We start from the raw sequence: 26,465 nt of genomic DNA on the forward strand, positions 1-26,465 counted from the left end.
CCGCCGGGTGCTCGGGTCAGCCATAGACGGTCTCGCCGTCGACGCTGTCCTTGCCGATCCGCCGGGCCAGGTAGAGGCCCTCGAGGGCCAGCTCGACCGCGCTCGCGCGCTCGCCGGCCGAGGTCGCCCCGACCTTGGCGGCCAGCCGCTCGTAGACGTCGGACTCCCCGAGCACGGGGAGGCCGTCGAGGAGGTCGCGCGCCGAGACGCGCTCGCCGGTCGTGACGAGCGCGCCGTCCTCGATCGCCTCGACGAGGAGGCCGAGGTCGACGCCGCCGAGGCGCGAGCGGCAGGCCTCGGCCGTCGCGGTGCGCAGGAGGTGGGCGAGGACCTCGCGCTCGCGGCCCTCCTCGCCCGACTCGAACTCGACCTTGCCGCGCAGGACGTCGAGGGCTGCCTCGAGGTCGACGACGCGGGCGACGGCCTCGTCCTCCCCGAGGACCGTGGCCCGGTGCAGCGCTGCCGCGGCGACGGTCTCGGCCGCCGCGATGGCGAAGCGCGCCGAGACGCCGGAGCGCTGGTCGACGGCGGGGGAGGCGCGCAGCGCACGGGTGAACCGGGCGACGACCTCGAGGAGGGCGTCGGGCACCTGCGCGACGAGCCCGGCCTCCTGGCGCACGACGGCCATCTCGTCGTCGAGCTCGTGCGGGTAGTGGGTGCGGATCTCGGCGCCGAAGCGGTCCTTGAGCGGGGTGATGATCCGCCCCCGGTTCGTGTAGTCCTCGGGGTTGGCGCTCGCGACGACGAGGACGTCGAGCGGCAGCCGCAGGACGTACCCGCGGATCTGGATGTCGCGCTCCTCCATGACGTTGAGCATCGCGACCTGGATGCGCTCGGCGAGGTCGGGCAGCTCGTTGATGGCGACGATGCCGCGGTGGCTGCGGGGGATGAGGCCGAAGTGGATCGTCTCGGGGTCGCCGAGGCGCCGTCCCTCGGCGACGCGCATCGGGTCGACGTCGCCGATGAGGTCGGCGACGCTGGTGTCGGGCGTGGCCAGCTTCTCGGAGTAGCGCTCGTCGCGGTGCCGCCACTCCACGGGCAGGTCGTCGCCGAGCTCCGCTGCGCGGCCCCGGGACTCGACCGTGATGGGCTCGAACGGGTGCTCGCCGAGCTCGGACCCCGCGATGACCGGCGACCACTCGTCCATCAGCCCGACGAGGCTGCGCAGGAGACGGGTCTTGCCCTGCCCCCGCTCGCCGAGGAGGACGACGTCGTGCCCGGCGATGAGCGCCCGTTCGAGCTGCGGGACGACCGTGGTGCCGAAGCCGTGCAGGCCGGGCCACGGGTCGTGCCCGGCCGCGAGGGCGGCGAGGAGGTTGGCGCGGATCTCGGCACGCACGGATCGGGCGTCGTGCCCGGTGGCGCGCAGCTCGCCGACGGTGGTGGCGGTGGGGCGCTCGCTCATCGCCTCACGCTACGTCAGCCCTCCGCGCTGCGACAGGCCCGTCCGGCGAGGAGTCCGGCGAGGGCCACGGTGCCGACGGTGAGGGCCAGGGACCGGACGAGGTTGGCCGACAGGAGGCTGTCGATCGTCGCGGCGTCCTGGCCGAGGCGGTCGAGGCGGTCGTGCATGGGGATCGCCCAGGCGACGGTGGACGCGAGGGAGACCGCACCCGCGGCGGCGACGAGTCCCGCCACCCGGGGCGGGACCCACGCCGGCCGGGTCCACGGGAGGGCGATGCCGGCGAGGAAGGACACGAACCCGGGGACGATGACGACGACGGGGATCGCCCCGTTGTACTGCGCGTGGTAGGCGAGGAAGTCCTCGGCGGCGACCGCGCGGTAGAGCGGGTACGAGACGAGCTGGGCCTGCCAGCCGACGGCGGTGGAGTACGCCGTGAGGACGGCGAGCCCGACGAGGGCGCGCTCGCGTCGTCGCGCGCCGACGGGGGCGGCGCGCAGGCCGGTGGCAGGGACGGGGGAACGGTCGAGGGATGGAAGGATCACGAGGGTCTCCACGGGGGACGGGGTCGAATTGGATGGATCCATAGTAAAATGATTTGAGCATGAGTCAAGCGAAAAAGTCCGCCACGCGCTCCTACACCAGTGCCGTGCGCTCCGAGCAGGCCGACGCCACGCGCAGCCGGGTGGTGGCGGTCGCCGACGCCCTGTTCCGGGCCGACGGCTACGCGGCGACCTCGGTGGCGGCGGTGGCTCGTGCGGCCGGGGTCAGCAGCCAGACGGTCTACAACGTCTTCGGCACCAAGGCGGCGCTGCTCAAGGCCGCCTACGACGTCGCGGTGGTCGGTGACGACGAGCCCGTGCCCCTGGCCGAGCGCCCCGACGTGCGGGCGCTGTACGCCGAGCCCGACGCGGCGGTCTTCCTCCGGGGGTACGCGGCGTTCGGGCGGCACGTGGCCGAGCGGGTCGGTCCGTTGGCCCTGCAGATCTCGGCCGGGGCGGCCTCCGGCGACGCGGACCTGCTCCGGCTGCGCGACACGACGAACGCCGAACGGCTCGTCGGCGCGGGCATGGTGGCCCAGCGGGTGGCCGACCTGGGAGCCCTGGCGCCCGGCCTCGGCGTCGACGGGGCGCGCGACCGGATCTGGACCCTCAACAGCATCGAGGTGTGGCACCTGCTCACCGCGCTGCGCGGCTGGAGCGGCGACGAGTACGCCGCCTGGGTCGGTGACGCGATGGTGGCCGCCGCCCTCGCGCCGGGCTGACGCGGACGGCGGCGGCCGCCCGTCAGCGGTAGTTGGTGTAGGTCAGCGCGACGTCGAGGTCGGCGTCCTTGAGGAGCCGCTGGACGGCCTGGAGGTCGTCGCGCGACTTGCTCGTGACCCGGACCTCCTCGCCCTGGATCTGGGTCTTGACGCTCTTCGGGAACTCCTCGCGGATCAGCTTGGTGATCTTCTTGGCGTTCTCCGAGGAGATGCCCTCCTTGAGCGGGCAGTCGAGCTTGTACTCCTTGCCCGACAGGCGGGGGCCGGCCTCCGGGACGTCGAGGTGCTTGAGGGAGACGTGGCGCTTGATGAGCCAGGTCTCGACGACGTCGAGGACGGCCTTGCAGCGGTCCTCGGTGTTCGCCTCCATCTTGATGACCTCGCCGACGAGCTCGACCTTGGCGCCGACGTTCTTGAAGTCGTAGCGGTTGGCGATCTCCTTCGCGGCGGCGTTGACCGCGTTGGCCACCTCCTGCTTGTCGTAGGTGCTCGCGATGTCGAAGCTGCTGTCCGCCACGGGTCCTCCAGGTCGATTCGGTCTGCCGGTTTCGGCTTGCTATCCTTCCATGCGCACCAGGCAGGTTGCCCGAGCGGCCAATGGGAACGGACTGTAAATCCGTCGCGAAAGCTTCGAAGGTTCGAATCCTTCACCTGCCACCAGTGCCACGAGGGGCCCCGGTCCGGCGAGAGCCGGGTCGGGGCCGTCCTCGTCACCGGGGCGCGGCCCCGCCCCTAGGCTCGGGCGCATGGACCCGAGCCCCGCCGCCGCCCCCGCGAGTGACGCCACCGTCGAGGCGCTGCCGGGGCGGTCCGACTCGCGTCGCGTCTGGGCCGTCGTCGGCGTGCTCCTCGTCGTCGCGGTCGGGTGGTTCGTCCTCACCCGCGGCAGCCAGACGGTGTTCTACGTCGTCATGAGCTGGTTCGCCGCGCTCGCGATGGAGCCGGTCGTCAGCCGGCTCTCGCGCCGCATGCCCCGGGCCGCGGCGACCGCGGTCGTCATGCTCACCGCCCTCGTGGCCGTCGTCGCCTTCCTCTGGGCCTTCGGCAGCCTCCTCGTGGCCCAGCTGACCGCCCTCGTCCAGGCCGTGCCCGACATCGCGACCGAGGTCCTGGACCGGGTCAACGAGACGACGGGCTCGCAGTACACGTTCGACAACCTCCTCGAGTCGACCGGCCTCGACCCGACCGACCTCACGGGGTACGCGCAGACCGTGGCCTTCGGCGTCCTCGGGGTGCTCAGCGCCCTGCTGTCCGGGGTGTTCGGCCTGTTCGTCGTCGCCTTCTTCGTCTTCTACATCTCCGTCGGGATGCCGACGCTGCGGGCGTGGATCGGCCGGCGAGTCCCGCCGCGCTACCAGGTGCCGTTCCTCACCGCGTGGGACCTCACCCGGGTCAAGGTCGGCGGCTACATCGCGGCGCGCGTCGTCCTCGCGTCGATCAACGCCGTCGCGAGCGGGGTCGCCTTCTACGTCCTCGACCTGCCGTACTGGCTGCCGCTCGCCCTGTGGACCGGCATCGTCGCCCAGTTCATCCCGAACGTCGGGACCTACATCTCCATCGCGCTGCCGGTCGTCGTCGGCGTGACGTCGGGCGACCCGCTGCTCGGCGTGTGGGTGCTCGTCTGGGGCATCGCGTACCAGCAGGTCGAGAACCTCACGCTCGAGCCGCGGATCTCGGCCAGGGCGGTCGACGTGCACCCCGCGGTGTCCTTCGGCGCGGCGCTGCTCGGGGCCCAGCTCTTCGGGCTGTCCGGCGCGCTGCTCGGTGTCCCCGTCGCGGCGACCGTGATGGCGATGCTCGAGATCTACCAGCGGCGATACGACCTGACGCCCGAGACCGAGGCGACGGTCGCGGCGCTCGTCGAGCCCCGGGTCGAGGACGACGAGGACGACGACGACGACCGAGGCGAGGGCGAGCGCGAGGGGGTGGCCGGGACCGAGGCCGTCGCGGGCGGCGACCGGGCCTGACGGCGGGCGGCGCGACGGCACGCCCCGCCCCGCTCATTACTCGCGCGTCACCGCGAGATGGTGACAGGCTCGGGACGCGGCGGGCCCACCCGCCGCGGCCGAACCGGTAGCCGACCCCTGGAGGACCACGGATGTTCACGCGGATCGCCATCGTCAACCGCGGTGAGGCCGCGATGCGGCTCGTCCACGCCGTGCGCGACATCAACGCGCAGGCGGGTCCGGGCGGCCACCGCATCGAGGTCGTGGCCCTGCACACCGAGGCCGAGCGCTCGGCGATGTTCGTCCGCGAGTCCGACGTCGCCTACGACCTCGGCCCCGCGTCGGCGCGGCCCTACCTCGACCACGCGGTCCTGGAGAAGGCGCTCCTCGAGACCCGCGCCGACGCCGCGTGGGTCGGCTGGGGCTTCGTCGCCGAGGACCCCGCCTTCGCCGAGGTCTGCGAGCGGATCGGGGTCACCTTCATCGGCCCGAGCGCCGAGGCGATGCGCCGGCTCGGCGACAAGATCGGCTCCAAGCTCATCGCCGAGGAGGTCGGGGTCCCCGTCGCGCCGTGGAGCCGCGGTGGGGTCGACACCCTCGAGGACGCCGTCGCGTCGGCCGCCGAGATCGGCTACCCGCTCATGCTCAAGGCGACCGCCGGAGGTGGCGGGCGGGGCATCCGCAAGGTGGCCTCCGACGCCGAGCTGGCCGACGCCTACGAGCGCACCCGCGACGAGGCGCAGCGGGCCTTCGGGTCGGGCGTGGTCTTCCTCGAGAAGCTCGTCACCGGGGCCCGTCACGTCGAGGTGCAGGTCATCGCCGACGGCCAGGGCACGGCCTGGGCCATCGGGGTGCGCGACTGCTCCGTGCAGCGCCGCAACCAGAAGGTCATCGAGGAGTCGTCGTCGCCGGTGCTCGACGAGGCCCAGGTGCTCGAGCTCAAGGGAGCGGCCGAGCGGCTGGCCGTCGCCGTCGGCTACGCCGGCGCCGGGACGGTCGAGTTCCTATACCACCCGGGCGACCGCTTCTTCGCCTTCCTCGAGGTCAACACCCGGCTCCAGGTCGAGCACCCCATCACCGAGGTCGTCACGGGCACCGACCTCGTCCGGCTGCAGATCCACGTCGCGTCGGGCGGCCGGCTCGAGGGCGAGCGACCGGGCGAGCTCGGCCACGCCGTCGAGGCGCGGCTCAACGCCGAGGACCCCGACCGCGACTTCGCCCCCGCTCCCGGGCGCATCGCCCACCTCGAGCTCCCCGCGGGGCCGGGCATCCGGGTCGACACCGGTGTCGCCGAGGGCGACTCGATCCCCGCCGACTTCGACTCGATGATCGCGAAGATCATCGCGAGCGGCCGCGACCGTGACGAGGCGCTGGCGCGCCTGCGCCGCGCCATGCGCGAGACGACGGTCGTCATCGAGGGCGGCGCGACGAACAAGTCGTTCATCCTCGACCTCCTCGACCAGCCCGAGGTCGTCGACGGCTCCGCCGACACCGGCTGGATCGACCGGGTCCGGTCCGAGGGCCGCCTCGTCGCCTCCGAGCACAGCGGCGTCGCCCTCGTCGTCGCCGGCATCGAGGCCTACGAGGAGGCGGAGGAGATCGAGCGGACCCGCCTGCTCGAGACCGCCCGCGGCGGCCGTCCCCAGGTGCAGCACGACGTCGGCCGGGCCGTCGACCTCAAGCTGCGCGGCACCGCCTACAAGGTCACCGTCTTCCGCACCGGTCCCGCCCGGTTCCGCGTCTCCGTCGCCGACCCCACGGGCGAGGCCCACACCGTCGACGCCGACCTCGAGCGCACCGGTCCGTACGCCTCCCGGGTGCGCGTCGGAGGGCGCAGCCACCGTCTCGTCACGGCCTCTCACGGCCCCGTCCAGCTCGTCGAGGTCGACGGCGTCACCCACCGCGTCAGCCGCGACGAGGGTGGCGTGCTGCGTTCTCCCGCACCGGCACTCGTCGTCGCCACGCCGCTCAAGGTCGGCGACGAGGTCGCCGCCGGGGCCCCCGTGCTCGTCCTCGAGTCGATGAAGATGGAGACCGTCCTCCCGGCGCCGTTCGCCGGTCGGGTCAAGGAGCTCCTCGTCTCCACCGGCAGCCAGGTCGAGACCGGGGCCGCGCTCGTGCGGCTCGAGCCGACGGGGGACGCGTCCGAGGCCGCGGCCGAGGCGGCGGGTGAGGCGGTCGACCTCGACCTGCCGGACGACGTCGACGACGGCGACGCCGCCGAGCGGGCGTCGCGGGGGCGCGCCGACCTGTCGGCGATGCTCCTCGGCTACGACCTCGACCCCGGCCACGAGAGCCGCACCGTCAGCCGCTACCTCACCGCGCGCGACGAGCTCGCCGCCGAGGGCCGCTCGCCGGTGGCCGACGAGATGTCGCTGCTCGCCTGCTTCGCCGACTTCGCCGAGCTGAGCCGCAACCGGCCGGTCGGCGAGGAGGCGCACGTCGAGAACCGGGTCCACAGCCCGCGCGAGCACTTCCACACCTACCTCCAGACCCTCGACCCCGAGCGCGGCGGCCTCCCGGCCGACTTCGTCGGTCGCCTCGAGCGCGTCCTCGGGCACTACGGCGTCGACGGCGTCGAGCGCGGCCCCGGCCTCGAGCGGGCCGTCTTCCGGATCTTCCTCGCGCAGCAGCGGTCCGCGCCCGAGGTGGCGCTCGCGACCTCGGTGCTCCAGCGCTGGCTCACCGAGCCCGCCCCCTCGGCGCCCGACGACGTCGCGGCCCGCGAGCTGCTCGACCGCCTCGTGGCCGCGACCCAGCTCCGCTTCCCGATCGTCGGCGACCTCGCGCGCAGCGTGCGCTTCCGCTGGTTCGACCAGCCGCTCGTCGACGCCGACCGGGCCTCGGTGCTCGGGTCGGTCGGCGGTGAGCTCGACGACATCGACGCCCTGCCCGACGGTCCCGACCGCACCGCGCGCATCGACGCCCTCGCCGCGATCCCCGAGCGGATCGTGCGCTTCCTCGGCGAGCGGCTGCGGCGCGGGACCCCGGCCCGCGAGCCGATGCTCGCCGTCCTCATCAAGCGGCACTACCGCGAGTACGCGCTGCGCGACCTCGAGGAGTCCACGCTCGGCGAGCGCGCCGTCGCGACGGCCGACTACCGGCTCGACGACACGGCCTCGCACCTCGTGAGCACCGTCGGTGTCGCCGACGAGCTCGTCCCCGACGGCGAGCTCTCGCGTCTGCTGTCCGACCTCGTCGCGCGGCGCCCCGAGGGGTCCGAGGCCGTCGTCGACCTCTACCTCCACTGGCCCGACCTCCCCACGGACCGCGAGGTCGCGTCCGCCGACCTGGCGCTGCGGCTCGCGGCGATGCCGTTCGCCGCCGAGGTGCGGCGGGTGGCCGTCGGCGTCGTGCCCGACGACGGCCGCGAGGTCGGCTACTTCACCTTCCGGCCGCGGGCCGACGGCACGGTCGAGGAGGACCGGCCCGTCCGCGACGTCCACCCGATGGTCGGCCGGCGGCTGAACCTCTGGCGGCTGCGCGACTTCGACCTCACCCGGCTCGACGCCCCCGAGGACGTGCTCCTCCTCCACGCCGTCGCCCGCGACAACGCGCAGGACCAGCGGCTCGTCGCCCTCGCCCAGGTCCGCCAGCTCGTCGTCGTGCGCGACGAGAGCGGCAAGGTCACGGCGCTGCCGCACGTCGAGCGGGCGCTGGCCAACTGCCTCGAGGCCGTCCGCCGGGCGCGCACGACCCTCGGCGGCGGGGCGCGCCTCGACACCAACCACGTCTGGCTGCACATCTGGCCGCAGGTCGAGGCCGACCTCGACCAGCTGACGGCCCTGCAGGGCAAGGTCGCCCCGATGACGGCCGGCGCCGGCATCGAGGAGGTCCGGGTCCAGGGCGAGATCGCCGGCGAGAACGGCCACGCCGTGCCGATCTGCGCGCGCTTCAGCTACCAGCCGGGCTCAGGCGTGACCTTCACCGTCGAGCAGCCGCCCACCGATCGCGTCGCCCCGCTCGACGAGTACGCCGAGAAGGTCGTGCGCGCCCGTCGCCGCGGTCTGGTGTACCCCTACGAGCTCGTCTCGATGGTCGCCGGCGCCGGCGGTTCCGTCGTCGAGCACGACCTCGACGCCGACGGCCGGCTCGTCCCGGTCGACCGCCCCTACGGGCAGAACACGGCCGGGCTCATCTGCGGCGTCGTGACGACGCCCACCGACCTGCACCCCGAGGGCGTCACCCGCGTCCTGCTCTGCGGCGACCCGCTGCGGGCCCTCGGCGCGGTCGCCGAGCCCGAGTGCGCCCGGGTCATCGCGGCGCTCGACCTCGCCGAGGAGAGGGGGCTGCCCGTCGAGTGGTTCGCCCTGTCCGCCGGCGCGCGCATCTCGATGGACTCCGGGACCGAGAACATGGACTGGGTCGCCAAGGCCCTCAAGCGGATCATCGAGTTCACCCAAGCCGGGGGCGAGGTCAACGTCGTCGTCGCCGGCATCAACGTCGGGGCGCAGCCGTACTGGAACGCCGAGGCGACGATGCTCATGCACACCAAGGGCATCCTCGTCATGACACCCGACTCGGCGATGGTCCTCACCGGCAAGCAGTCGCTCGACTTCTCCGGCGGGGTCTCGGCCGAGGACAACTTCGGCATCGGCGGCTACGACCGCGTCATGGGCCCCAACGGCCAGGCGCAGTACTGGGCCAAGGACCTCGTCGACGCCTACGGCATCCTCCTCCAGCACTACGAGAACACCTGGGTCGCACCGGGGGAGGGCGGCCCCCGCCGCGCCGCGACCACCGACCCGCACGACCGCGACGTCACCTCGTTCCCGCACTCGCTCGCGGGCAGCGACTTCACGACGGTCGGCGACATCTTCTCGTCGGCGACCAACCCCGACCGCAAGAAGCCGTTCGACATCCGCACCCTGATGAAGGCCGTCGCCGACCAGGACCACGGCACGCTCGAGCGCTGGGCGGGCATGGCCGACGCCGAGACGGCCGTGGTGTTCGACGCCCGGGTCGGCGGGATCCCGGTGTGCCTGTTGGGGATCGAGTCGAAGAACGTGGCTCGCCGCGGCGTGCCCCCCACCGACGGTCCCGATGTCTACACCGCCGGGACGCTGTTCCCGCGGTCGTCGAAGAAGGCGGCCCGCGCCATCAACGCGGCGAGCGGCAACCGCCCCCTCGTCGTCCTCGCGAACCTGTCCGGGTTCGACGGCTCGCCCGACTCGATGCGCGCCCTCCAGCTCGAGTACGGCGCCGAGATCGGCCGCGCGGTCGTCAACTTCGACGGTCCGATCGTCTTCGTCGTCGTGTCCCGGTACCACGGTGGCGCGTTCGTCGTCTTCTCCAAGGCGCTCAACCCCCGGATGACGACGCTCGCGGTCGAGGGGTCGTTCGCCTCGGTGCTCGGTGGGGCCCCGGCGGCGGCGGTCGTCTTCGCTCGCGACGTCGACGCCCGCACGGCGAGCGACCCGCGGGTCGCCGACCTCCAGGCCTCGCTCGCCGACCTCAGCGGTGCCGAGCGGGCCCGGGTGGCCACCGAGCTCGCCGCGGTCCGCACGGCCGTGCGCTCGGAGATGCTCGGGAAGGTGGCCGCGGAGTTCGACGCCGTCCACAACATCCACCGGGCGGTCGAGGTCGGGTCGGTCGACGCCGTCATCTCCGCCGACGAGCTGCGCCCGCGGATCATCGCCGCCATCGAGGCGACGCTGGCCTGACGCTCAGCGCACGACCTTGAGGTTGAACTGCGCGGTCCCGAGGGCTCCCATGAGCCGCAGCCACACCGGCAGGAGCATCTCGGTGCCCCGCGCCGTCTCGAGGCCTCCGAGGTCGATGACGTCGTCGTGACCGAAGGACGTCAGCAGCTCGACCACCCGCGCCTTGGCCTGCGCGTCGTCCCCGGAGACGAAGACGGTCGTGCTCCGGCCCAGGGACTCCGGGTGGACCATGAGCTCGGCCGTGAGGGTGTTGAGCGACTTGACGACGCGGGCCTGCGGGAAGGCCCGCTGCAGCTGCTCGGCGAGGGAGTCGGTGTCCTTGACGAAGAGGGTGGGCGGGAACCCGGCGGAGAAGTCCAGCGGGTTGGAGATGTCGAGGAGGGGCTTGCCCGCGAGGTTCGCCGCGCCGGCCAGTCCCAGGACCTCGAGGGCGGCGACGCCGGACGAGGCGTTGACGACGAGGTCGGCCGCGGCCGCGGCGTCCGCGAAGGTCGCGAGGGCGACCCCCGGGTGGAGCTCGCGCCAGGCGGAGAACGGCGTGGCGCCCGTGCCGTCGGGCGTGCTGCGCGCCAGGGTCGCGGCGGGGTCACGGGTGCCGACGACGACGTCGTGGCCGAGCTCGTCGAGGCGGCCGGCGAGCGCGCGTCCGACCGCTCCGGTGCCGAGGACTGCGATGGTCATGGGAGCTCCTGGTGAGGGGGTCGGGATCACGAGGTAGACAGGTCGGTCTACCGTCCGGCTGGACGCTAGCAGACAGATCTGTCTACCATCAACCCCATGCCCCCGCCGAGTGCTCGTGACCGCATCCTCGAGACCGCGTTCCGCCTCTTCTACGCGCGCGGCTTCCGGGCGGTCGGGATCGACCTGATCATCGCGGAGTCCGGCGTGGCCAAGGCGACCTTCTACCGGCACTTCCCCGCCAAGGACGACCTCGCCCTCGCCTACCTCGAGCGGGTCGACGCCATCTGGAGCGGGCAGCTGCACGAGGCCGCCGCGGCGGCGGGGCCCGCGGCCGCCGACCGGCTCGTCGGCCTGTTCGACGCCCTCGCCACCGCCTGCCGGCGCGACGGGTACCGGGGCTGCGCGTTCATCAACGCCGCGGCCGAGTCGGTGCCGGGCACCGCGGTGCACGAGCGCACGGTCGCGCACAAGGCGGCGGTCCTCGCCTGGGTCACCGACCTCGCGACCGACGCCGGTGCGCCCGACCCCCGCGGACTGGCCCGCTCGCTGACCCTCCTCCTCGACGGCGGTCTCGCCAGCGGGGCCCTGGACGCCGACCCCGACGCCGCGGCCCGGGCTGCTGCCTCCGCACGCGTCCTCGTCGACGCCGCCCTCGCCGCGGGCCGCGGCTGACGTCGAGCGCCCGTGGGAGGGTGGGTGACGTGACCAGCACCGCCGGCCTCGTCCTCGCCGCCGGTGCCGGGCGCCGGATGGGGGGACCCAAGGCCCTCCTCCGGCCGTCGGCCGAGGGCCCGACGCTCCTCGAGAGCGCCGTCGAGCGGGTCCGCGCGGCCGGCTGCGACGACGTGCTCGTCGTCGTCGGTGCCGCTGCGGACGAGGTCGCCGCGCTGGCGGCCGCCGCCGGGGCGGCCGTCGTCCGCGCCGCCGACTGGGACGAGGGGATGGGGGCCTCGCTGCGGGCCGGGCTGGCCGCCCTGGCCGGTCGGCCCAGCGCACCCGAGCGGGTCCTCGTGACGCTCGTCGACCTCCCCGACGTCGGGGCCGACGTCATGGCGCGGGTGCTCGCCGCGGCCGGCGGGCCCGGCGCCCTCGCGCGGGCCGCCTACGGGGGCGTCCCGGGTCACCCGGTCGTCCTCGGGCGCGACCACTGGGAGGCGGTGTCCGGCACCGCGATCGGCGACCGCGGGGCCCGCGACCACCTGCGGGCCACCGCGCACGTCCTCGTCGAGTGCGGCGACCTCGCGACGGGCCGCGACGTCGACACCGTCGACGACCTCGCGTGACCCGTCCTTCGACGCGCGTGCACCGCCCGCTTCCGGACGCCCCCGCCATCAGGGATGCTGGCGCCATGGACCCGAGGACGACGTTCGCGACGACGCACGACCTCACGAGCGCGCTCGGGGAGACCGGCTACCTCGCCGACGACGCCCTGGGGACCATCGCCTGGCTCGGGCTCCGGCTGGCCCGACCGCTGCTCCTGGAGGGCGAGCCCGGCACCGGCAAGACCGCCCTCGCCGAGGCGCTCGCCGAGGCGATGGACCTGCCGCTCATCCGGCTCCAGTGCTACGAGGGCATCGACGCGACCCAGGCCCTCTACGACTGGGACTTCCCGCGCCAGATCCTCCACGTGCGGGCCCTCGAGGCCGTCGAGGGCGCGGCCCGCGACGTCCGCGAGGTCGAGGAGGGGCTGTTCGACGAGCGCTTCCTCCTCGCCCGTCCGGTGCTGCGGGCGCTGCGCGACGCCCCGGCCGTCCTCCTCGTCGACGAGGTCGACCGGGCCGACGACGAGTTCGAGGCCTTCCTCCTCGAGGTGCTGTCCACCTGGCAGGTGACGATCCCCGAGCTCGGCACGGTGACCGCGGCCGTCCCCCCGGTCGTCGTCCTCACGAGCAACCGGACCCGCGAGCTCCACGACGCCCTCAAGCGCCGCTGCCTCTACCACTGGCTCGAGCACCCCGGCATCGAGCGCGAGCTGGCCATCCTGCGCAGCCGTGCTCCCGAGGTGCCCGAGGCGCTCGCCGCCCAGGTCGCCCGTGCCGTCCACGCCATCCGCGCCGACCGCGAGCTCGTCAAGCCGCCCGGCGTGGCCGAGACCCTCGACTGGGCCCGCGCCCTCCACGAGCTCGGGACCCGCGAGCTCGACACCGAGGTCGCGGCCGCCACCCTCGGGGTGGCCGTGAAGTACCGCGAGGACGCCGAGCGGGTGAAGCGGGCGCTCGACACGATGCTCGCCCGATGACCGAGCCCCGCGAGCCCGGGGGGCCCATCGAGCCGGCCGAGGCCGGCGAGCCGCTCGACCTGCTCCACCCGCCCGAGGAGGTCCTCCTCGGCTTCGCCCGGGCGCTGCGTGCGGCCGGGGTCAACGTCACCGCCGACCGCGAGCGGACCTACCTCGAGGGCGTCGCTGCCGTCGGGCTCGAGGACCAGCCGGCGGTCTACCACGTGGGCCGGGCCACGCTCTGCGGGTCGCCCGCCGACCTCGAGCGCTACGACCACGTCTACGCCGCCTGGTTCAGCGGCACCCGGGCCGGCTCGAAGGACGGGGCGCCGCTGCCCCGGATGGTGTCCCAGGCGGGGCTCACCGCGTCGGACGAGCAGACCGGCCAGGGCGCCGAGGGCCCGGATGCCGTTCGCGCCCGGGCCAGCTCGGCCGAGGTGCTGCGCCACCGCGACCTCGCCTCCCTCGACCGCCGCGACCGCGAGGAGCTCGCCCGGCTCTTCGCCGCGCTCCGCCCGCGGGCCCCGCGCCGACGGGCCCACCGCTACGCCACCTCGTCGCGCGGCGCGGTCGACGCCCGGGCCACCCTGCGCTCGACGCTGCGCCGGATGGGGGAGCCGGGCGAGGTGCGCTGGCGCCGCCGCACGACACGCGCGCGGCGCGTCGTCCTGCTCGTCGACGTCTCGGGCTCGATGAGCGCGTACGCCGACGCCCTCGTGCGGCTGGCCCACACGTACTGCGCGGCCGGCGTCCCCACCGAGGTCTTCACCCTCGGGACCCGGCTCACCCACATCACCCGTCCGCTGCGCCACCGCGACCCCGACCGGGCCATCGTCGCGGCCGGAGGCGTCATCCCCGACTGGTCCGGCGGCACGAGGCTGGCCGAGGGCGTCAAGGTCTTCCTCGACCGGTGGGGCCGTCGGGGGATGGCGCGCGGCGCGGTCGTCGTCGTCTTCTCCGACGGGTGGGAGCGCGACCACCCCGAGGCGCTCGGGGAGCAGGTCCGACGGCTGCGCGCCGTCGCCCACCGGGTGGTCTGGGTCAACCCGCACCGGGGCCGACCGGGCTACGAGCCCGTCCAGGGAGGCATCATGGCGGTGCTGCCCCACGTCGACGACTTCGTCGCGGGGCACTCGCTGGCGGCGTTCGAGGAGCTGACGGAGGTGGTCGCGCGTGCGTGACGTCCTGCCCGACCTCCTGCGCTGGTGGCGCGCCGGCGAGACCGTCGGCGTCGGCACCGTCGTCGCGACCTTCCGCTCCGCCCCCCGTCCCGCCGGTGCCTCGATGCTCGTCGGCCCCGGCGGGGAGGCCGTCGGGTCGGTGTCCGGCGGCTGCGTCGAGGGCGCGGTCTACGAGCTCGGCCAGGAGGTCGTGGAGTCGGGGGAGCCGGTCCTCCAGCGGTACGGCGTCTCCGACGACGACGCGTACGCCGTCGGCCTGACCTGCGGCGGCATCCTCGACGTCTTCGTCGAGCGGATCTCGCCCGAGACCTTCCCCGAGCTCGGCGCCGTCGCCGACGACGTCGAGGCCGGCCGGCCCGTCGCCGTCGCCACCGTCATCGAGCACCCCGACCCCGCCTGGCTCGGCCGCCGGCTCGTCGTGCGCCCCGAGGGCGCCGACCGCCCCGCGAGCGCCGACCGTCCCGAGGGCGCCGCCTCCCTCGGCAGCCCCCGCGCCGACGCCGCGGTCACCGACGACGCCCGCGGCCTGCTCGCCGCGGGCCGCACCGAGACCCTCACCTACGGCCCCGACGGCGAGCGCCGGGGCGAGGGGATGCGCGTCTTCGTGTCGGCGTTCGCCCCCCGCCCGCGGATGCTCGTCTTCGGCGCCATCGACTTCGCCGCCGCGGTCGCCCACGTCGGCACCTTCCTCGGCTACCGCGTCACCGTCTGCGACGCGCGCCCCGTGTTCGCGACGACGAGCCGGTTCCCCGCCGCCGACGAGGTCGTCGTCGAGTGGCCGCACCGCTACCTCGAGACCGAGGTCGAGGAGGGACGGGTCGACGGCCGCACCGTCGTGTGCGTCCTCACCCACGACCCCAAGTTCGACGTCCCCCTCCTCGAGGTGGCCCTGCGGATGCCCGAGGTCGCCTACGTCGGCGCGATGGGCTCGCGGCGCACCCACGACGACCGGGTCGAGCGGCTGCGCGAGGCGGGCCTCGGCGACGACGAGCTCGCCCGCCTGTCGAGCCCCATCGGCCTCGACCTCGGGGCCCGCACGCCCGAGGAGACGGCCGTCTCGATCGCCGCGGAGATCATCGCCCTCCAGTGGGGCGGGGCCGGTCGGCGGCTGCACGAGGTCACCGGGCCGATCCACCACGGCAGCGCCTGACCGACCGGGTTGCCTCCCGGGAAAGGCCGGTTCCGCATCGTGGGCCCGGATGTCGTTCGACACCCCTTGTGATGCGGCTCACTTCGGGTGAGGATCACGAGCACGACACGGTCCCCCAGGCGAATGGAGTCAACGATGACTCGGGTCAACGTCACGGTCGACGGAGTGCAGTGCTCCGACGACGTCGAACCCCGCATGCTGCTCGTCCACTACCTGCGAGAAGTCGTCGGGAAGGTGGGGACCGTCGTCGGCTGCGACACGAGCAACTGCGGCGCGTGCACCGTCCACCTCGACGGCCGGAGCGTGAAGTCGTGCAACGTGCTGGCCGTGCAGGCCGACGGCCACGAGGTCACGACGATCGAGGGCATCGCCCCGCACGGTGAGCTGCACCCGATGCAGCAGTCCTTCCACGACAACCACGCGCTCCAGTGCGGCTACTGCACGCCGGGGATGATCATGCAGGCCATCGACCTGCTCAAGGAGAACCCGAACCCCACCGAGGACGAGATCCGGGTCGGGCTCGAGGGCAACCTGTGCCGCTGCACCGGCTACCACAACATCGTCAAGGCTGTCGCGGCCTGCTCGAGCGCCGCGGTGCCCGAGCGCGAGGGGAGCGAGGCCCGATGACCGCCGTCGACGACCGCCCGGCCCAGGAGGTCGGTTCCTCCCGCAAGCGCAAGGAGGACCGGCGCCTCATCACCGGCCGCACCCGCTGGACCGACAACATCGTCCTGCCCGGGATGCTCCACCTCGTCATGGTCCGCAGCCCGTTCGCCCACGCGCGGATCACCAACGTCGACACCTCGGCGGCCAAGGAGAGCCCCGGCGTCGTCGCGGTCCTCAGCGGCGCCGACGTCGCCGACGCCCAGGGGGCGCTGCCCTGCGCCTGGCCCATCACCCCCGACCAGAAGGCGCCCGACCACCCGTCGATCGCCGTCGACCGGGTCGCCTTCGCCGGAGAGATCGTCGCGGTCGTCGCGGCCCGCTCGGTCGCCGCCGCCCGCGACGCCGCCGAGCTCGTCGACGTCGACTACGAGGAGCTCCCCGCGGCGCTCGACCTGCGGAGGTCGGCCGCCGACGAGACGCTGGCCCACCCCGACCTCGGGACGAACAAGAGCGCCTTCTGGCAGTTCGACTCCGCCGGCGCCGGCACCGGAGGCGCCGTCGACGAGGCCATCGAGGCGGCGCGCGCCGACGGCATCGTCATCGAGCGCGAGTACCGCCAGCAGCGCCTCATCCCGGCCTTCATGGAGCCCCGCTCCGTCGTCTGCGACCCCACCGGCGAGCAGACGACCATCTGGTCGGCCACCCAGGTGCCGCACTTCGTGCGCATCTTCACGGCGGCCGTCCTCGGCATCCCCGAGTCGAAGGTGCGCGTCATCGCGCCCGACGTCGGCGGCGGCTTCGGCGGCAAGCTCCAGTACACGCCCGAGGAGAACATCACCACCCTCGTGGCGACCCGCCTCGGCAAGCCGTGCAAGTGGACCGAGACCCGCAGCGAGTCGCTCCTGTCGGCGCACCACGGCCGCGACCAGTGGCAGAAGCTGACCCTCTCGGCGACCAAGGACGGCACGGTCACCGGCCTCAAGGTCGACCTCCTCGCCGACATGGGCGCCTACCTCGGCCTCGTCACGCCGGGCGTGCCGATCCTCGGCGCCTTCATGTTCAACGCGATCTACAAGTTCCCCGCGTACCAGTTCAACTGCACCAACGTCTTCACGAACAAGACGTGGACCGACGCCTACCGCGGCGCCGGGCGCCCGGAGGCGACGTACGCCATCGAGCGGCTCATGGACGAGCTCGCGGTGGAGGTCGGCGTCGACCCCCTCGAGATCCGCGAGAAGAACTGGATCAAGCACGAGGAGTTCCCGTTCACCAGCGTGTGCGGGCTCGAGTACGACTCGGGCAACTACGAGGCCGCCACCGAGAAGGCCAAGGAGATGTTCGACTACGACGGCCTGCGCGCCGAGCAGAAGCGGCGCCGCGAGTCCGGCGACACCGTCCAGCTCGGCATCGGGATCTCGACGTTCACCGAGATGTGCGGCCTCGCGCCGAGCCGGGTCCTCGGCAGCCTGTCGTACGCGGCCGGCGGCTGGGAGCACGCGGCGGTGCGGATGCTGCCCACGGGCAAGGTCGAGGTCGTCACCGGATCCAGCGCCCACGGCCAGGGCCACGAGACGGCGTGGAGCCAGATCGTCGCCGACCGGCTCGGGGTGCCGTTCGACGACGTCGAGGTCCTCCACGGCGACACGCAGGTCGCTCCCAAGGGACTCGACACCTACGGCAGCCGCTCGCTCGTCGTCGGCGGCGAGGCGCTCGTGCGGGCCGTCGACAAGGTCATCGAGAAGGCGAGGCCGATCGCCGCGCACATGCTCGAGGCGAGCGTCGACGACATCGAGTTCAAGGACGGCACCTTCACGGTGCGCGGCACCGACAACGGCAAGGCGATGGCCGAGGTCGTCTGGGCGACCTTCGCTGGCCACGACCTGCCCGACGGCACCGAGCCGAGCCTGGACGCCGACGCCACCTACGACCCGGTCAACTTCTCGTTCCCGCACGGGACCCACCTGTGCGCGGCCGAGGTCGACACCGAGACGGGCAAGGTGACCCTGCGCTCGTACGTCTCGGTCGACGACATCGGGAACATCGTCAACCCGCTCATCGTCGAGGGCCAGGTGCACGGCGGCATCGTCCAGGGCATCGCCCAGGCGCTGTGGGAGGAGGCCGTGCACGACGAGTCGGGCACGCTCGTCAGCGGCTCCTTCGTCGACTACACGCTGCCGACGTCCGCCGACACCATCTCGATGAACACGGCGAACACCGTCTCCCCGTCGACGACGAACACCCTGGGCACCAAGGGGGTGGGCGAGGCCGGCTGCATCGCCTCGACGCCCGCGGTCGTCAACGCCATCGTCGACGCCGTGCGCCACTTCGGCGTCAACGACATCCAGATGCCGTGCACGCCCGAGCGGGTGTGGAAGGCCATCCAGGGCGGCGGCTCGGGAGGGGCGACGACCGACGAGGCGCAGCCGCACTTCGCGCAGGACGCGCCCAACCAGGATCCCAGCGCAGGCGCGACGGACGGAGCAGCACAGTGATCCCCGCGGCATTCGAGTACCTGGCCCCCACGAGCGTCGACGAGGCCCTCGCGGCCCTCGCCGAGGCCGGCGACGACGCGAAGGTCATGGCCGGCGGCCAGTCGCTGCTGCCCATCCTGCGGATGCGGCTCAACGCCCCGGAGAAGGTCGTCGACCTCGGCCGGATCGAGGAGCTGCGCGGCATCCGCGAGGAGGGCGACGCGGTCGTCATCGGGGCGATGGCCCCCTACAGCGAGGTCGTCAAGGACCCGCTCGTCCGGCTCCACGCGGCGCTGCTCGCGCAGGCCGTCGAGGAGGTGGCCGACCCGCAGATCCGCCACCGCGGCACCGTGGGCGGTGCCCTGGTCCACGCCGACCCGGCGGGGGACGTGGGGGCGCCGGTCCTCGCGCTCGACGCCGAGCTCGTCATCCGGGGCCAGGGCGGCGAGCGGACCGTCGCGGCGGCCGACTTCTTCCGGGACCTGTTCGAGACGGCGGTCGGTGAGGGCGAGCTGCTCACCGCCATCCGGATCCCCAAGCACACCGACTGGGTGTCGCACTACGAGAAGTTCGTCCGGGTGTCCCACCAGTGGTCGATCGTCGGGGTCGCCGCGGCCCTGCGGGTCGAGGGAGGGACGATCGCCGAGGCGCGCGTCGGCCTGACGAACATGGGCTCGACGCCGCTGCGGGCGCGCTCGGTGGAGGAGGCGCTCGTCGGCCGGTCGGCCTCCGACCTCGGCGACGCCTGCGACACGGCCGCCGACGGCACCAACCCGCCGAGCGACCTCAACGGCGACGCCGACTACCGGCGCCACCTCGCCCGGGTCCTGACCCGGCGGGCCGTCACGACCGCGCTCGGCGGCTGAGGCGCCCATGGAGCTGGCGCACTCGTTCACCGTCCCGGCCGATGTCGACACCACCTGGGCGACCTTCATGGACCTCGACCTCGTGGGCTCGTGCTTCCCCGGGGCCACGGTGACCGAGGCCTCGGCCGACGGCTTCGCGGGCACCGTCAAGGTCAAGCTCGGGCCCATCGCCCTGCAGTACGCGGGCACCGGGACCTTCGTCGAGCGCGACGACGCCGCACACCGGGCCGTCATCGAGGCCAAGGGCAAGGACAAGCGGGGCAACGGCACCGCCGGGGCCACCGTGAGCATCCAGCTCGCCCCGAGCGGCACCGGGACCGCGGTCGACGTCACGACCGACCTCCAGGTCACCGGGAAGCCGGCCCAGTTCGGTCGCGGCGTCATGCAGGACGTCTCCGACAAGCTGCTCCAGCAGTTCGTCGGGTGCATCGAGGGCAAGCTCGGCCCGGCCGAGGCCGAGGCGGTCGAGAACGAGGCCGCGGCGGCCGAGGAGGCGGGCGGGGCTCCCGCGGCCGTGGGGCCACCGGCACCGGCGACGGGGGCGGCGACCGCCGCGGTCCCCGCCCCCGTGCCGGCCGCCCGCCCGAGGCCGACGGCCGTCCCGTCACCGCGGGCGGTGCCGGAGGACGACTCCATCGACCTCGGGGCGACGGTCCTGCCGGTCCTCGCCCGCACCTACGGCGGCTACGTCGCCGCCGGCCTCGTGGGGCTCGTCGTCGGCTGGCTCATCGGGCGTGGTGGGTCCTGACCGTCCGGACCCCGTGCGACCTCGACGGCTCCCGGCGCCTCACGGCGACGGGGGCCGTCGTCGTGGCGGTCGCCGGCTCCTCGGCCGCGCGGGCGCGCAGCTCGTCGCGCACCCGGCGGGTGTCGGCGTCGCGCCGGTCGGTGCCGCGACCGTCGGTGTAGCGGGAGATGCGGCCGCCGTTGTCGAGGGACATCCGGCGGTGGGTGCGCTCCATGAGCGCGACGACGGGGGCGAGCAGCGCCCCGGCAGCAGCGGCGGTGAGGACCGTCTCGAGGATCTCGGTGGTGAACATGGCACAAGTTTGTCGTTCGGGCACAACCTGCCACCAGTGGCAGTATTGACACTGATGCACAAGTTCCTGCCATACTGGTCGGCATGCCCCTCCGCTCCGTCGCCGTCGTCCTCCAGGAGCCCGTCGCGCTATTCGAGTACGGCGTCCTCGCCGAGGTCTTCGGCCTCGACCGCACCGACGAGGGCGTCCCCGCCTTCGACTACCGCGTGTGCTCGGAGGAGGACCGCCCGCTCGACGCGCGCAACGGCACGACGGTGAGCGCGGCCCACGGCCTCGACGCGACCCTCGACGCCGACCTCGTCGCGATCCCCGCCTCGAACGCGGCCTGGAACCCGAGCCCGGCGGTCGTCGAGGCGCTGCAGGCCGCCCACGCCCGCGGCGCGTGGATCATGTCGGTCTGCTCCGGGGTCTTCAGCCTGGGGGCGGCCGGCATCCTCGACGGGCGCTCGTGCACGACCCACTGGCGGCACGCCGCCGAGCTCGCCGCGCTGTACCCGAAGGCCCACGTCGACCCCGACGTCCTCTACGTGCGCGACGGCAACGTCATCTCCAGCGCCGGCACCGCCGCCGGCATCGACGCCGCCCTCCACCTCGTCCGCACCGAGCTCGGCGCCCAGGTCGCCGCGACGATCTCGCGCCGGATGGTCGTGCCCCCCCACCGCGACGGCGGCCAGCGCCAGTACGTCGAGCGCCCGGTGCCGTCGTGCGAGGCCGAGAGCCTGGGCCCGCTGCTCCAGTGGATGGTCGCGAACCTCGACCAGGCCTTCACCGTCGACGACCTCGCCCGCCGCGCGACGATGTCGCCGCGCACCTTCGCCCGTCGGTTCGTCGCCGAGACCGGGACCACGCCGCACCAGTGGGTCACCGACCAGCGGGTCCTGCGCGCCCGCCAGCTGCTGGAGGAGACCGACCTGTCGGTCGAGGAGGTCGCGCGCGACGCCGGCTTCGGCTCGGCGGCGCTGCTGCGACACCACTTCTCGCGCTGCACCGGGATCAGCCCCACGGCCTTCCGGACCCAGCACCGCGTCTCGGCCTGACGGCGCTGGGGCGACCTTCACACGATCTCCACACGGTGCCCCCGCGGGCTGCACCCCCTGCGTCCTACGCTCGCAGCATGACCGAGGGGAGAGCCGACGCCACCGTGACGGTGCTCGTCGTCGAGGACGAGCCGACGATCAACCAGGCCGTCACCAACCGCCTGCGCGCCGAGGGCTTCGGCACGGTCCAGGCCCACGACGGCCCCGGCGCGGTCGCCGCCTTCGATAAGCACCACCCCGACCTCGTCGTCCTCGACGTCATGCTCCCGGGGTTCGACGGCCTCGAGGTGTGCCGCCGCATCCAGGCGCTCCGGCCCGTCCCCGTCCTCATGCTCACCGCGCGTGACGACGAGACCGACCTCCTCGTCGGGCTGGGCGTCGGCGCCGACGACTACGTCACCAAGCCGTTCTCGATGCGCGAGGTCGTCGCCCGGGTCCGCGCCCTGCTGCGCCGGGTCGAGCGGGCCGAGGCGCTCGCGGCCTCCGACGTGCCCGCCCACCTCGACGCCGCCGGCCTCGTCATCGACGTCCGGACCCGCCGCGTCGCGGTCGCCGGAGAGGTCGTCCACCTGACGCCGCTCGAGTTCGACCTGCTCTGCGCGCTCGCGACCGAGCCGGGCACGGTCCGCACGCGCGAGGTGCTGATGCGCGAGGTGTGGGGCTGGGGCGACGCCTCGGGCACCCGCACGCTCGACAGCCACGTCAAGGCGCTGCGGGCCAAGATCGGCCCCGACCGGGTGCGCACCGTCCACGGGGTCGGCTACGCGCTGGAGGTCGGCCCGTGAACACCGACCGCCCCCTCGACGGCATCGCCTCGATCAAGGTCAAGCTCGGCGTCCTCGTCGGCGTCAGCGTCCTCGTCGCGGTGACCATCGCGGAGGTCGCCGACGGCGGCCGGGTGCCGCTGTGGTTCAGCGTCCCCGTCACCGTCGTCGGGGCCCTGGCGGTGACCCAGTGGCTGGCCCGGGGCATGACCTCGCCCCTGCGCGAGATGACCGAGGCGGCCCGGGCCATGGCCGCCGGCGACTACGGCCAGCGGGTGCGGGCCACCTCCACCGACGAGGTGGGCGAGCTCGGGCGCGCCTTCAACGCGATGGCCGCCGACCTCGCCTCCGCCGACCAGCAGCGCCGCCAGCTCGTCGCCACCGTCTCGCACGAGCTGAGGACGCCGCTCACGGCGCAGCGCGCCCTGCTGGAGAACCTCGTCGACGGCGTGGTCCTCCCCGACGACGCGGCGCTGCGCGGCGCCCTCCAGCAGTCCGAGCGGCTCAGCGCCCTCGTCACCGACCTGCTCGACCTGTCCCGCATCGATGCCGGCGCCGCACCGCTGCGGGTCGGCGAGGTCGAGGTCGCGAGCCTGCTGCGCGACGCCGTCGCCGAGGCCTCGGTCGACGGGCGACCGGTCCGGGTGCGCGACACCGTGGAGCCGGCCGACCTCGTCGTCCACGCGGACGGCGCCCGACTGGCCCAGCTCGTGGCCAACCTCGTCGACAACGCCGTGCGGCACAGCCCGGCCGGGGGTCAGGTCCACCTGTCCGCCCGCGGGCTCGACGCCGAGCGCTGGGTGCTCGAGGTCCGCGACGAGGGCCCCGGCATCCCCGCCGACCGGGCCGAGCGCGTCTTCGAGCGCTTCGGCTCGGGCGACGACGCCTCCGGCGGCACCGGCCTCGGCCTGGCGATCGCCCGCTGGGTCGCCGAGCTCCACGGCGGCGAGGTCGCCGCGGTCCCGACCCCCCCTGACGCCACCGGTGCCCTGCTGCGCGCCGTCCTTCCCCGACGGGCGCGCGCCATGCGGCCCACCCACCTCCAGGAGGAGCGACCGATGGCCGCCGTGACCCCCACCCCGACACCTCCGGCGCCCGCGACGGCGGCCGTCCCCGCGACCCCCGCACCGCCGCTCGCCGGCGAGCCGGTGCCGGTCGACCCGTACGCCCGCGTCCCCGGGGCCGGCGGTGACGGCCCGTTCGGGCCCTCGACCGTGTGGCCCGAGCGCGACGGCTCGCCGCGCCCCGCCGTCGTCCTCGCCGCCCTCGGCCTCGGGGCCTGGGCCGCGATCACCTGGCCGGAGCGCAACGTCGGCATCGCCGTCGCGCTGACGATGCTCGGCGCCGGCGTCCTCATGTGGCGGGTCGCCCGCTTCCGGCGCGATGCCTTCACGACCGCCTGCGCGGCCGTCGCGGCCCTGCTCGTCTCGGTGACCGCCCTGCGGGACGCCGGGGGAGTGGTCGTCCTCGCGGTCCTCGTCGCCGTCGTCGTCGCCGCGGCAGGGCTCACCCGGGCCCGGACCGTCCTCGCCGTCCCGCTCGCCGTCATCGCCTGGCCGCTGGCGGCCCTGCGGGGGCTGCCCCTCCTCGGGCGCACCATCACGGCGACGAGCCGGATGCGCGTCCTCTGGCCGATCCTGCGGACCCTCGCGTTCTCCCTCGTCGTCCTCGCGGTCTTCGGCGGCCTCTTCGCCTCGGGCGACGCCGTGTTCGGCCGGTGGGCGGAGGCCGTCGTGCCCGACCTCGGCTGGGACACCATCGTCCAGCGCACGTTCGTGCTCTTCCTCGTCGCCGGGGTGGTCCTCACCGGCGCCTACCTCGCCCTCAACCCGCCGGCCACCGCCGATGCCGCCCTGCCCGCCTCGCGCCGCACGACCCGTCCGTGGGAGTGGGCCGTGCCCGTGGGGGTCGTCGTCGCGATGTTCCTCGGCTTCCTCGTCGCCCAGGCCGCGGCGATGTGGGGCGGCCACGAGTACCTGCGCGAGACGACCGGGCTCAGCTACGCCGAGTACGTCCACCAGGGGTTCGGGCAGCTGACCGCCGCGACCTTCCTCACCGTCGTCGTCGTCGCCCTGACGATGCGCGTCGCCCCGCGTGAGGCGCCGCGCGACGCCGTGCTGCTGCGGGTCCTCCTCGGCGTCCTCTGCGTCCTCACCCTCGCCGTCGTGGCGAGCGCGCTCTACCGGATGTCGCTCTACCAGGAGGCCTACGGGTACACCGTGCTGCGCGTGTTCGTCGACGGCTTCGAGCTGTGGCTCGGCCTCGTCGTCGCCTTCCTCCTCGCCGGGGTGGTGCGGCTGAGGGGCTCGTGGATCCCGCGTGCCGTCCTCGTCTCGGCGGCCGTGTTCGCCCTCGGGTTCGCGGCGATGAACCCTGACGGCTGGGTGGCCGGGCGCAACATCGACCGCTTCGAGGCGGGCCGGCCGCTCGACACGACGTACCTGTCGACGCTGAGCGCCGACGCCACGCCCGTCATCCACGAGCGGCTGCCCCGTGAGGTCGCGCTGTGCGTCACCGACGGCTGGGGCGGGCCGCACGTCTTCGAGGACGACCTCCTGTCGTGGAACCTCGGCCGGGCCCGTGCCCAGTCCGCCCTCGACCGCGACGGCCGCCCCCTCGCGCCCGCCGGCTGCTCCGACGTCCTCGAGGAGGAGTACCGCGGCTGAAACCCCTCGGACCTGCCGCCCGCCGCACGGCATACTCGCGGCATGGACGACCGCACGGTCCTCGTGCTCAACGGACCCAACCTCAACCTGCTCGGTGAGCGCGAGCCCGAGGTCTACGGCACCTCGACCCTCGCCGACGTCGAGGCGCTGTGCGTCGAGGTCGCCACCCGGCACGGCCTCGTCGTCGACTTCCGGCAGACCAACCACGAGGGCACCCTCGTCGACTGGGTCCAGGAGGGCCGCGCCGACAGCGCGGGCATCGTCGTCAACGCCGCGGGGTACACCCACACCTCGATCGCCCTGCGCGACGCGCTCTCGGCCTGCCGGGTCCCGCGGGTCGAGGTCCACATCAGCGACATCCACGCGCGCGAGGAGTTCCGGCGCCACAGCCACCTCACCGACGTGTGCGACCACCACGTCATCGGGCGTGGGGTGGCGGGCTACGGCGAGGCCGTCGACTGGCTCGCGGCTCGGCGCTCCCGTGCATGACCTGCCCGCCCTCTGGGCGAGCCAGGAGTGGCGCGACGATCTCCAGGGGTGGCTCTTCCCGGCCCTCGAGGCAGCGGGCCGCCGGGTGACCGGTCCGCTCGTGCAGGAGCGGATCCGGTTCTGGGCCACCGTGCTCCACGTCGAGACCGACGCCGGCCGCGTGTGGGTGAAGGAGAACGCCCCGAGCCAGGCCTTCGAGGCCCGGCTCGTCGCGGCCGTCGACCGGCTCGCCCCCGGGACCGTCGCCCCGGTCGTCGCGGTCGAGGAGGGACGCGGGTGGCTCGCGACCGCCGACCTCGGGCTGCCGATGTGGCACGACGAGGAACCCCCGCCGGTCGACGACTGGGTCGCCGTCGTCGCCCACTACACCCGGGCACAGCGCCACCTCACCGACCACGAGGACGAGCTGCTGGCCACGGGGGTCCCGCGCTTCCCGGGCCGGCCCGACGACGTCGTCGCCTGGGTCGAGGACCTCCTCGCCGAGCTCGACGCGCTGCCCGCGGCGGACCCCCGCCGGCTCACCCCCGAGGAGGAGGCCGGCGTGCGCGACGGCCTCGGCCGCCTCCACGCCGCCGCCGACGTCCTCGCCGGCAGCGACCTCCCCGACGGCCTCCAGCACAACGACCTCCACCTCGCCAACGCCTTCCGCCGCCCCGGGGGAGCGGCCTACATCGACCTCGGCGACGCCGTGTGGGCCCACCCGCTGACGACGTTGCGGATCCCGCTGTGGATCATGCGCAACCGCTTCTCCCTCGGCGCCGACGACCCCGACGTCCAGCGGCTCGTCGACGCGGCGCTCACGCCGTGGACCGACCTCGCCGACCGCGAGGCGCTGGTCGCCCTGCTCCCGGCCGCCGACCGGCTCTCCTGCCTGCACCGGGCCGAGTCGTGGCGTCGCCTCCAGGCCGACGTGCCCCCGTCGTGCGTCGCCGAGCACTTCGCGCGCTCGGTGCCCGAGTGGCTCGTCGACGCCACCGCACCGGACCCCTACGCCTCCGCCGTCGCCCGGTGACTTCCCGGT

General features: G+C 74.2%; 22 protein-coding genes and 1 tRNA gene. 18 read left to right on the forward strand and 5 right to left on the reverse strand.

The window, feature by feature from the left end; all coding sequences use genetic code 11:
- Positions 1-16: 16 nt before the first annotated feature.
- Together ACFWN3_RS13875 and ACFWN3_RS13880 are read right to left on the reverse strand one after the other, a co-directional pair.
- Complete coding sequence (locus ACFWN3_RS13875) at positions 17-1,405, reverse strand: magnesium chelatase (protein ID WP_377640514.1); 1,389 nt, start codon at positions 1,403-1,405, stop codon at positions 17-19.
- A 14-nt stretch (positions 1,406-1,419) separates the two neighbouring features.
- Positions 1,420-1,947 carry a hypothetical protein gene (locus ACFWN3_RS13880; RefSeq protein ID WP_377640515.1) on the reverse strand — a complete coding sequence of 176 codons (528 nt, stop codon included), beginning with the start codon at positions 1,945-1,947 and terminating at the stop codon, positions 1,420-1,422.
- 59 nt (positions 1,948-2,006) lie between these two features.
- Here ACFWN3_RS13880 and ACFWN3_RS13885 point away from each other — a divergent pair, with 59 nt between their 5' ends.
- On the forward strand, positions 2,007-2,666 hold the full coding sequence (locus ACFWN3_RS13885) for a TetR family transcriptional regulator (protein ID WP_377640517.1): 660 nt from the start codon (positions 2,007-2,009) through the stop codon (positions 2,664-2,666).
- Positions 2,667-2,688: 22 nt separating this feature from the next.
- Here the strand turns inward: ACFWN3_RS13885 and ACFWN3_RS13890 are convergent, their stop codons facing one another.
- Positions 2,689-3,183, reverse strand: a complete 495-nt coding sequence (locus ACFWN3_RS13890; protein ID WP_377640519.1) for a YajQ family cyclic di-GMP-binding protein — start codon at positions 3,181-3,183, stop codon at positions 2,689-2,691.
- A gap of 59 nt (positions 3,184-3,242) precedes the next feature.
- On the opposite strand from ACFWN3_RS13890, the gene ACFWN3_RS13895 reads away from it, so the two are divergent.
- The 3 genes from ACFWN3_RS13895 to ACFWN3_RS13905 all read left to right on the forward strand — a co-directional run bounded on the left by ACFWN3_RS13895 (position 3,243) and on the right by ACFWN3_RS13905 (position 10,275).
- A tRNA-Tyr gene (locus ACFWN3_RS13895) sits at positions 3,243-3,326 on the forward strand.
- Positions 3,327-3,412: 86 nt separating this feature from the next.
- Positions 3,413-4,633 (forward strand): AI-2E family transporter, encoded by a 1,221-nt coding sequence (locus ACFWN3_RS13900; RefSeq protein ID WP_377640521.1) that lies wholly within the window; start codon positions 3,413-3,415, stop codon positions 4,631-4,633.
- Positions 4,634-4,764: 131 nt separating this feature from the next.
- On the forward strand, positions 4,765-10,275 hold the full coding sequence (locus ACFWN3_RS13905) for a carboxyl transferase domain-containing protein (protein ID WP_377640523.1): 5,511 nt from the start codon (positions 4,765-4,767) through the stop codon (positions 10,273-10,275).
- A 3-nt stretch (positions 10,276-10,278) separates the two neighbouring features.
- Here the strand turns inward: ACFWN3_RS13905 and ACFWN3_RS13910 are convergent, their stop codons facing one another.
- Complete coding sequence (locus ACFWN3_RS13910) at positions 10,279-10,956, reverse strand: NADPH-dependent F420 reductase (protein ID WP_377640525.1); 678 nt, start codon at positions 10,954-10,956, stop codon at positions 10,279-10,281.
- A gap of 96 nt (positions 10,957-11,052) precedes the next feature.
- On the opposite strand from ACFWN3_RS13910, the gene ACFWN3_RS13915 reads away from it, so the two are divergent.
- From ACFWN3_RS13915 to ACFWN3_RS13955, 9 genes are all read left to right on the forward strand, one after another.
- Complete coding sequence (locus ACFWN3_RS13915; protein ID WP_377640527.1) at positions 11,053-11,628, forward strand: TetR/AcrR family transcriptional regulator; 576 nt, start codon at positions 11,053-11,055, stop codon at positions 11,626-11,628.
- Positions 11,629-11,657: 29 nt separating this feature from the next.
- On the forward strand, positions 11,658-12,239 hold the full coding sequence (locus ACFWN3_RS13920; RefSeq protein WP_377640529.1) for an NTP transferase domain-containing protein: 582 nt from the start codon (positions 11,658-11,660) through the stop codon (positions 12,237-12,239).
- A 65-nt stretch (positions 12,240-12,304) separates the two neighbouring features.
- The gene (locus ACFWN3_RS13925) at positions 12,305-13,195 is read left to right on the forward strand and encodes an AAA family ATPase (RefSeq protein WP_377640531.1); all 891 of its coding nucleotides are present in this window, start codon (positions 12,305-12,307) and stop codon (positions 13,193-13,195) included.
- Positions 13,192-14,355: a VWA domain-containing protein gene (locus ACFWN3_RS13930; RefSeq protein WP_377640533.1), complete on the forward strand. Its 1,164-nt coding sequence runs from the start codon at positions 13,192-13,194 to the stop codon at positions 14,353-14,355. The genes ACFWN3_RS13925 and ACFWN3_RS13930 overlap by 4 nt, the downstream gene beginning before the upstream one ends.
- Entirely contained in the window at positions 14,348-15,505 is a 1,158-nt protein-coding gene (locus tag ACFWN3_RS13935) for an XdhC family protein (RefSeq protein ID WP_377640534.1), read from the forward strand. The genes ACFWN3_RS13930 and ACFWN3_RS13935 overlap by 8 nt, the downstream gene beginning before the upstream one ends.
- A 135-nt stretch (positions 15,506-15,640) precedes the next feature.
- On the forward strand, positions 15,641-16,132 hold the full coding sequence (locus ACFWN3_RS13940) for a (2Fe-2S)-binding protein (protein WP_377640536.1): 492 nt from the start codon (positions 15,641-15,643) through the stop codon (positions 16,130-16,132).
- The gene (locus ACFWN3_RS13945; RefSeq protein WP_377640537.1) at positions 16,129-18,603 is read left to right on the forward strand and encodes a xanthine dehydrogenase family protein molybdopterin-binding subunit; all 2,475 of its coding nucleotides are present in this window, start codon (positions 16,129-16,131) and stop codon (positions 18,601-18,603) included. Before ACFWN3_RS13940 ends, ACFWN3_RS13945 begins: the two co-directional genes overlap by 4 nt.
- Positions 18,600-19,448, forward strand: a complete 849-nt coding sequence (locus tag ACFWN3_RS13950) for an FAD binding domain-containing protein (RefSeq protein ID WP_377640539.1) — start codon at positions 18,600-18,602, stop codon at positions 19,446-19,448. Before ACFWN3_RS13945 ends, ACFWN3_RS13950 begins: the two co-directional genes overlap by 4 nt.
- Positions 19,449-19,455: 7 nt before the next feature.
- Positions 19,456-20,196: an SRPBCC family protein gene (locus ACFWN3_RS13955; protein WP_377640540.1), complete on the forward strand. Its 741-nt coding sequence runs from the start codon at positions 19,456-19,458 to the stop codon at positions 20,194-20,196.
- Here the strand turns inward: ACFWN3_RS13955 and ACFWN3_RS13960 are convergent.
- A complete protein-coding gene (locus ACFWN3_RS13960; protein ID WP_377640542.1) occupies positions 20,174-20,488 on the reverse strand; it encodes a hypothetical protein in 315 nt (104 codons plus the stop codon). The two genes, ACFWN3_RS13955 and ACFWN3_RS13960, sit on opposite strands and share 23 nt — an antisense overlap.
- 83 nt (positions 20,489-20,571) lie before the next feature.
- Between ACFWN3_RS13960 and ACFWN3_RS13965 the strand changes: the two genes are divergently transcribed.
- The 5 genes from ACFWN3_RS13965 (at position 20,572) to ACFWN3_RS13985 (ending at position 26,456) form a co-directional block, all read left to right on the forward strand.
- Positions 20,572-21,525, forward strand: coding sequence for a GlxA family transcriptional regulator (locus tag ACFWN3_RS13965; protein WP_377640543.1), 954 nt, complete (start codon positions 20,572-20,574; stop codon positions 21,523-21,525).
- A gap of 77 nt (positions 21,526-21,602) precedes the next feature.
- Positions 21,603-22,310 (forward strand): response regulator, encoded by a 708-nt coding sequence (locus ACFWN3_RS13970; RefSeq protein WP_377640545.1) that lies wholly within the window; start codon positions 21,603-21,605, stop codon positions 22,308-22,310.
- Positions 22,307-24,955: a DUF4153 domain-containing protein gene (locus tag ACFWN3_RS13975; protein WP_377640547.1), complete on the forward strand. Its 2,649-nt coding sequence runs from the start codon at positions 22,307-22,309 to the stop codon at positions 24,953-24,955. Before ACFWN3_RS13970 ends, ACFWN3_RS13975 begins: the two co-directional genes overlap by 4 nt.
- A gap of 42 nt (positions 24,956-24,997) precedes the next feature.
- Positions 24,998-25,444 carry a type II 3-dehydroquinate dehydratase gene (gene aroQ, locus ACFWN3_RS13980; protein ID WP_377640549.1) on the forward strand — a complete coding sequence of 149 codons (447 nt, stop codon included), beginning with the start codon at positions 24,998-25,000 and terminating at the stop codon, positions 25,442-25,444.
- Positions 25,437-26,456: a hypothetical protein gene (locus ACFWN3_RS13985; protein ID WP_377640551.1), complete on the forward strand. Its 1,020-nt coding sequence runs from the start codon at positions 25,437-25,439 to the stop codon at positions 26,454-26,456. The genes aroQ and ACFWN3_RS13985 overlap by 8 nt, the downstream gene beginning before the upstream one ends.
- Positions 26,457-26,465: the final 9 nt, after the last annotated feature.

This window comes from Oryzobacter terrae (assembly GCF_042756445.1).
GTDB classification, from domain to species: Bacteria; Actinomycetota; Actinomycetes; order Actinomycetales; family Dermatophilaceae; genus Oryzobacter; species Oryzobacter terrae.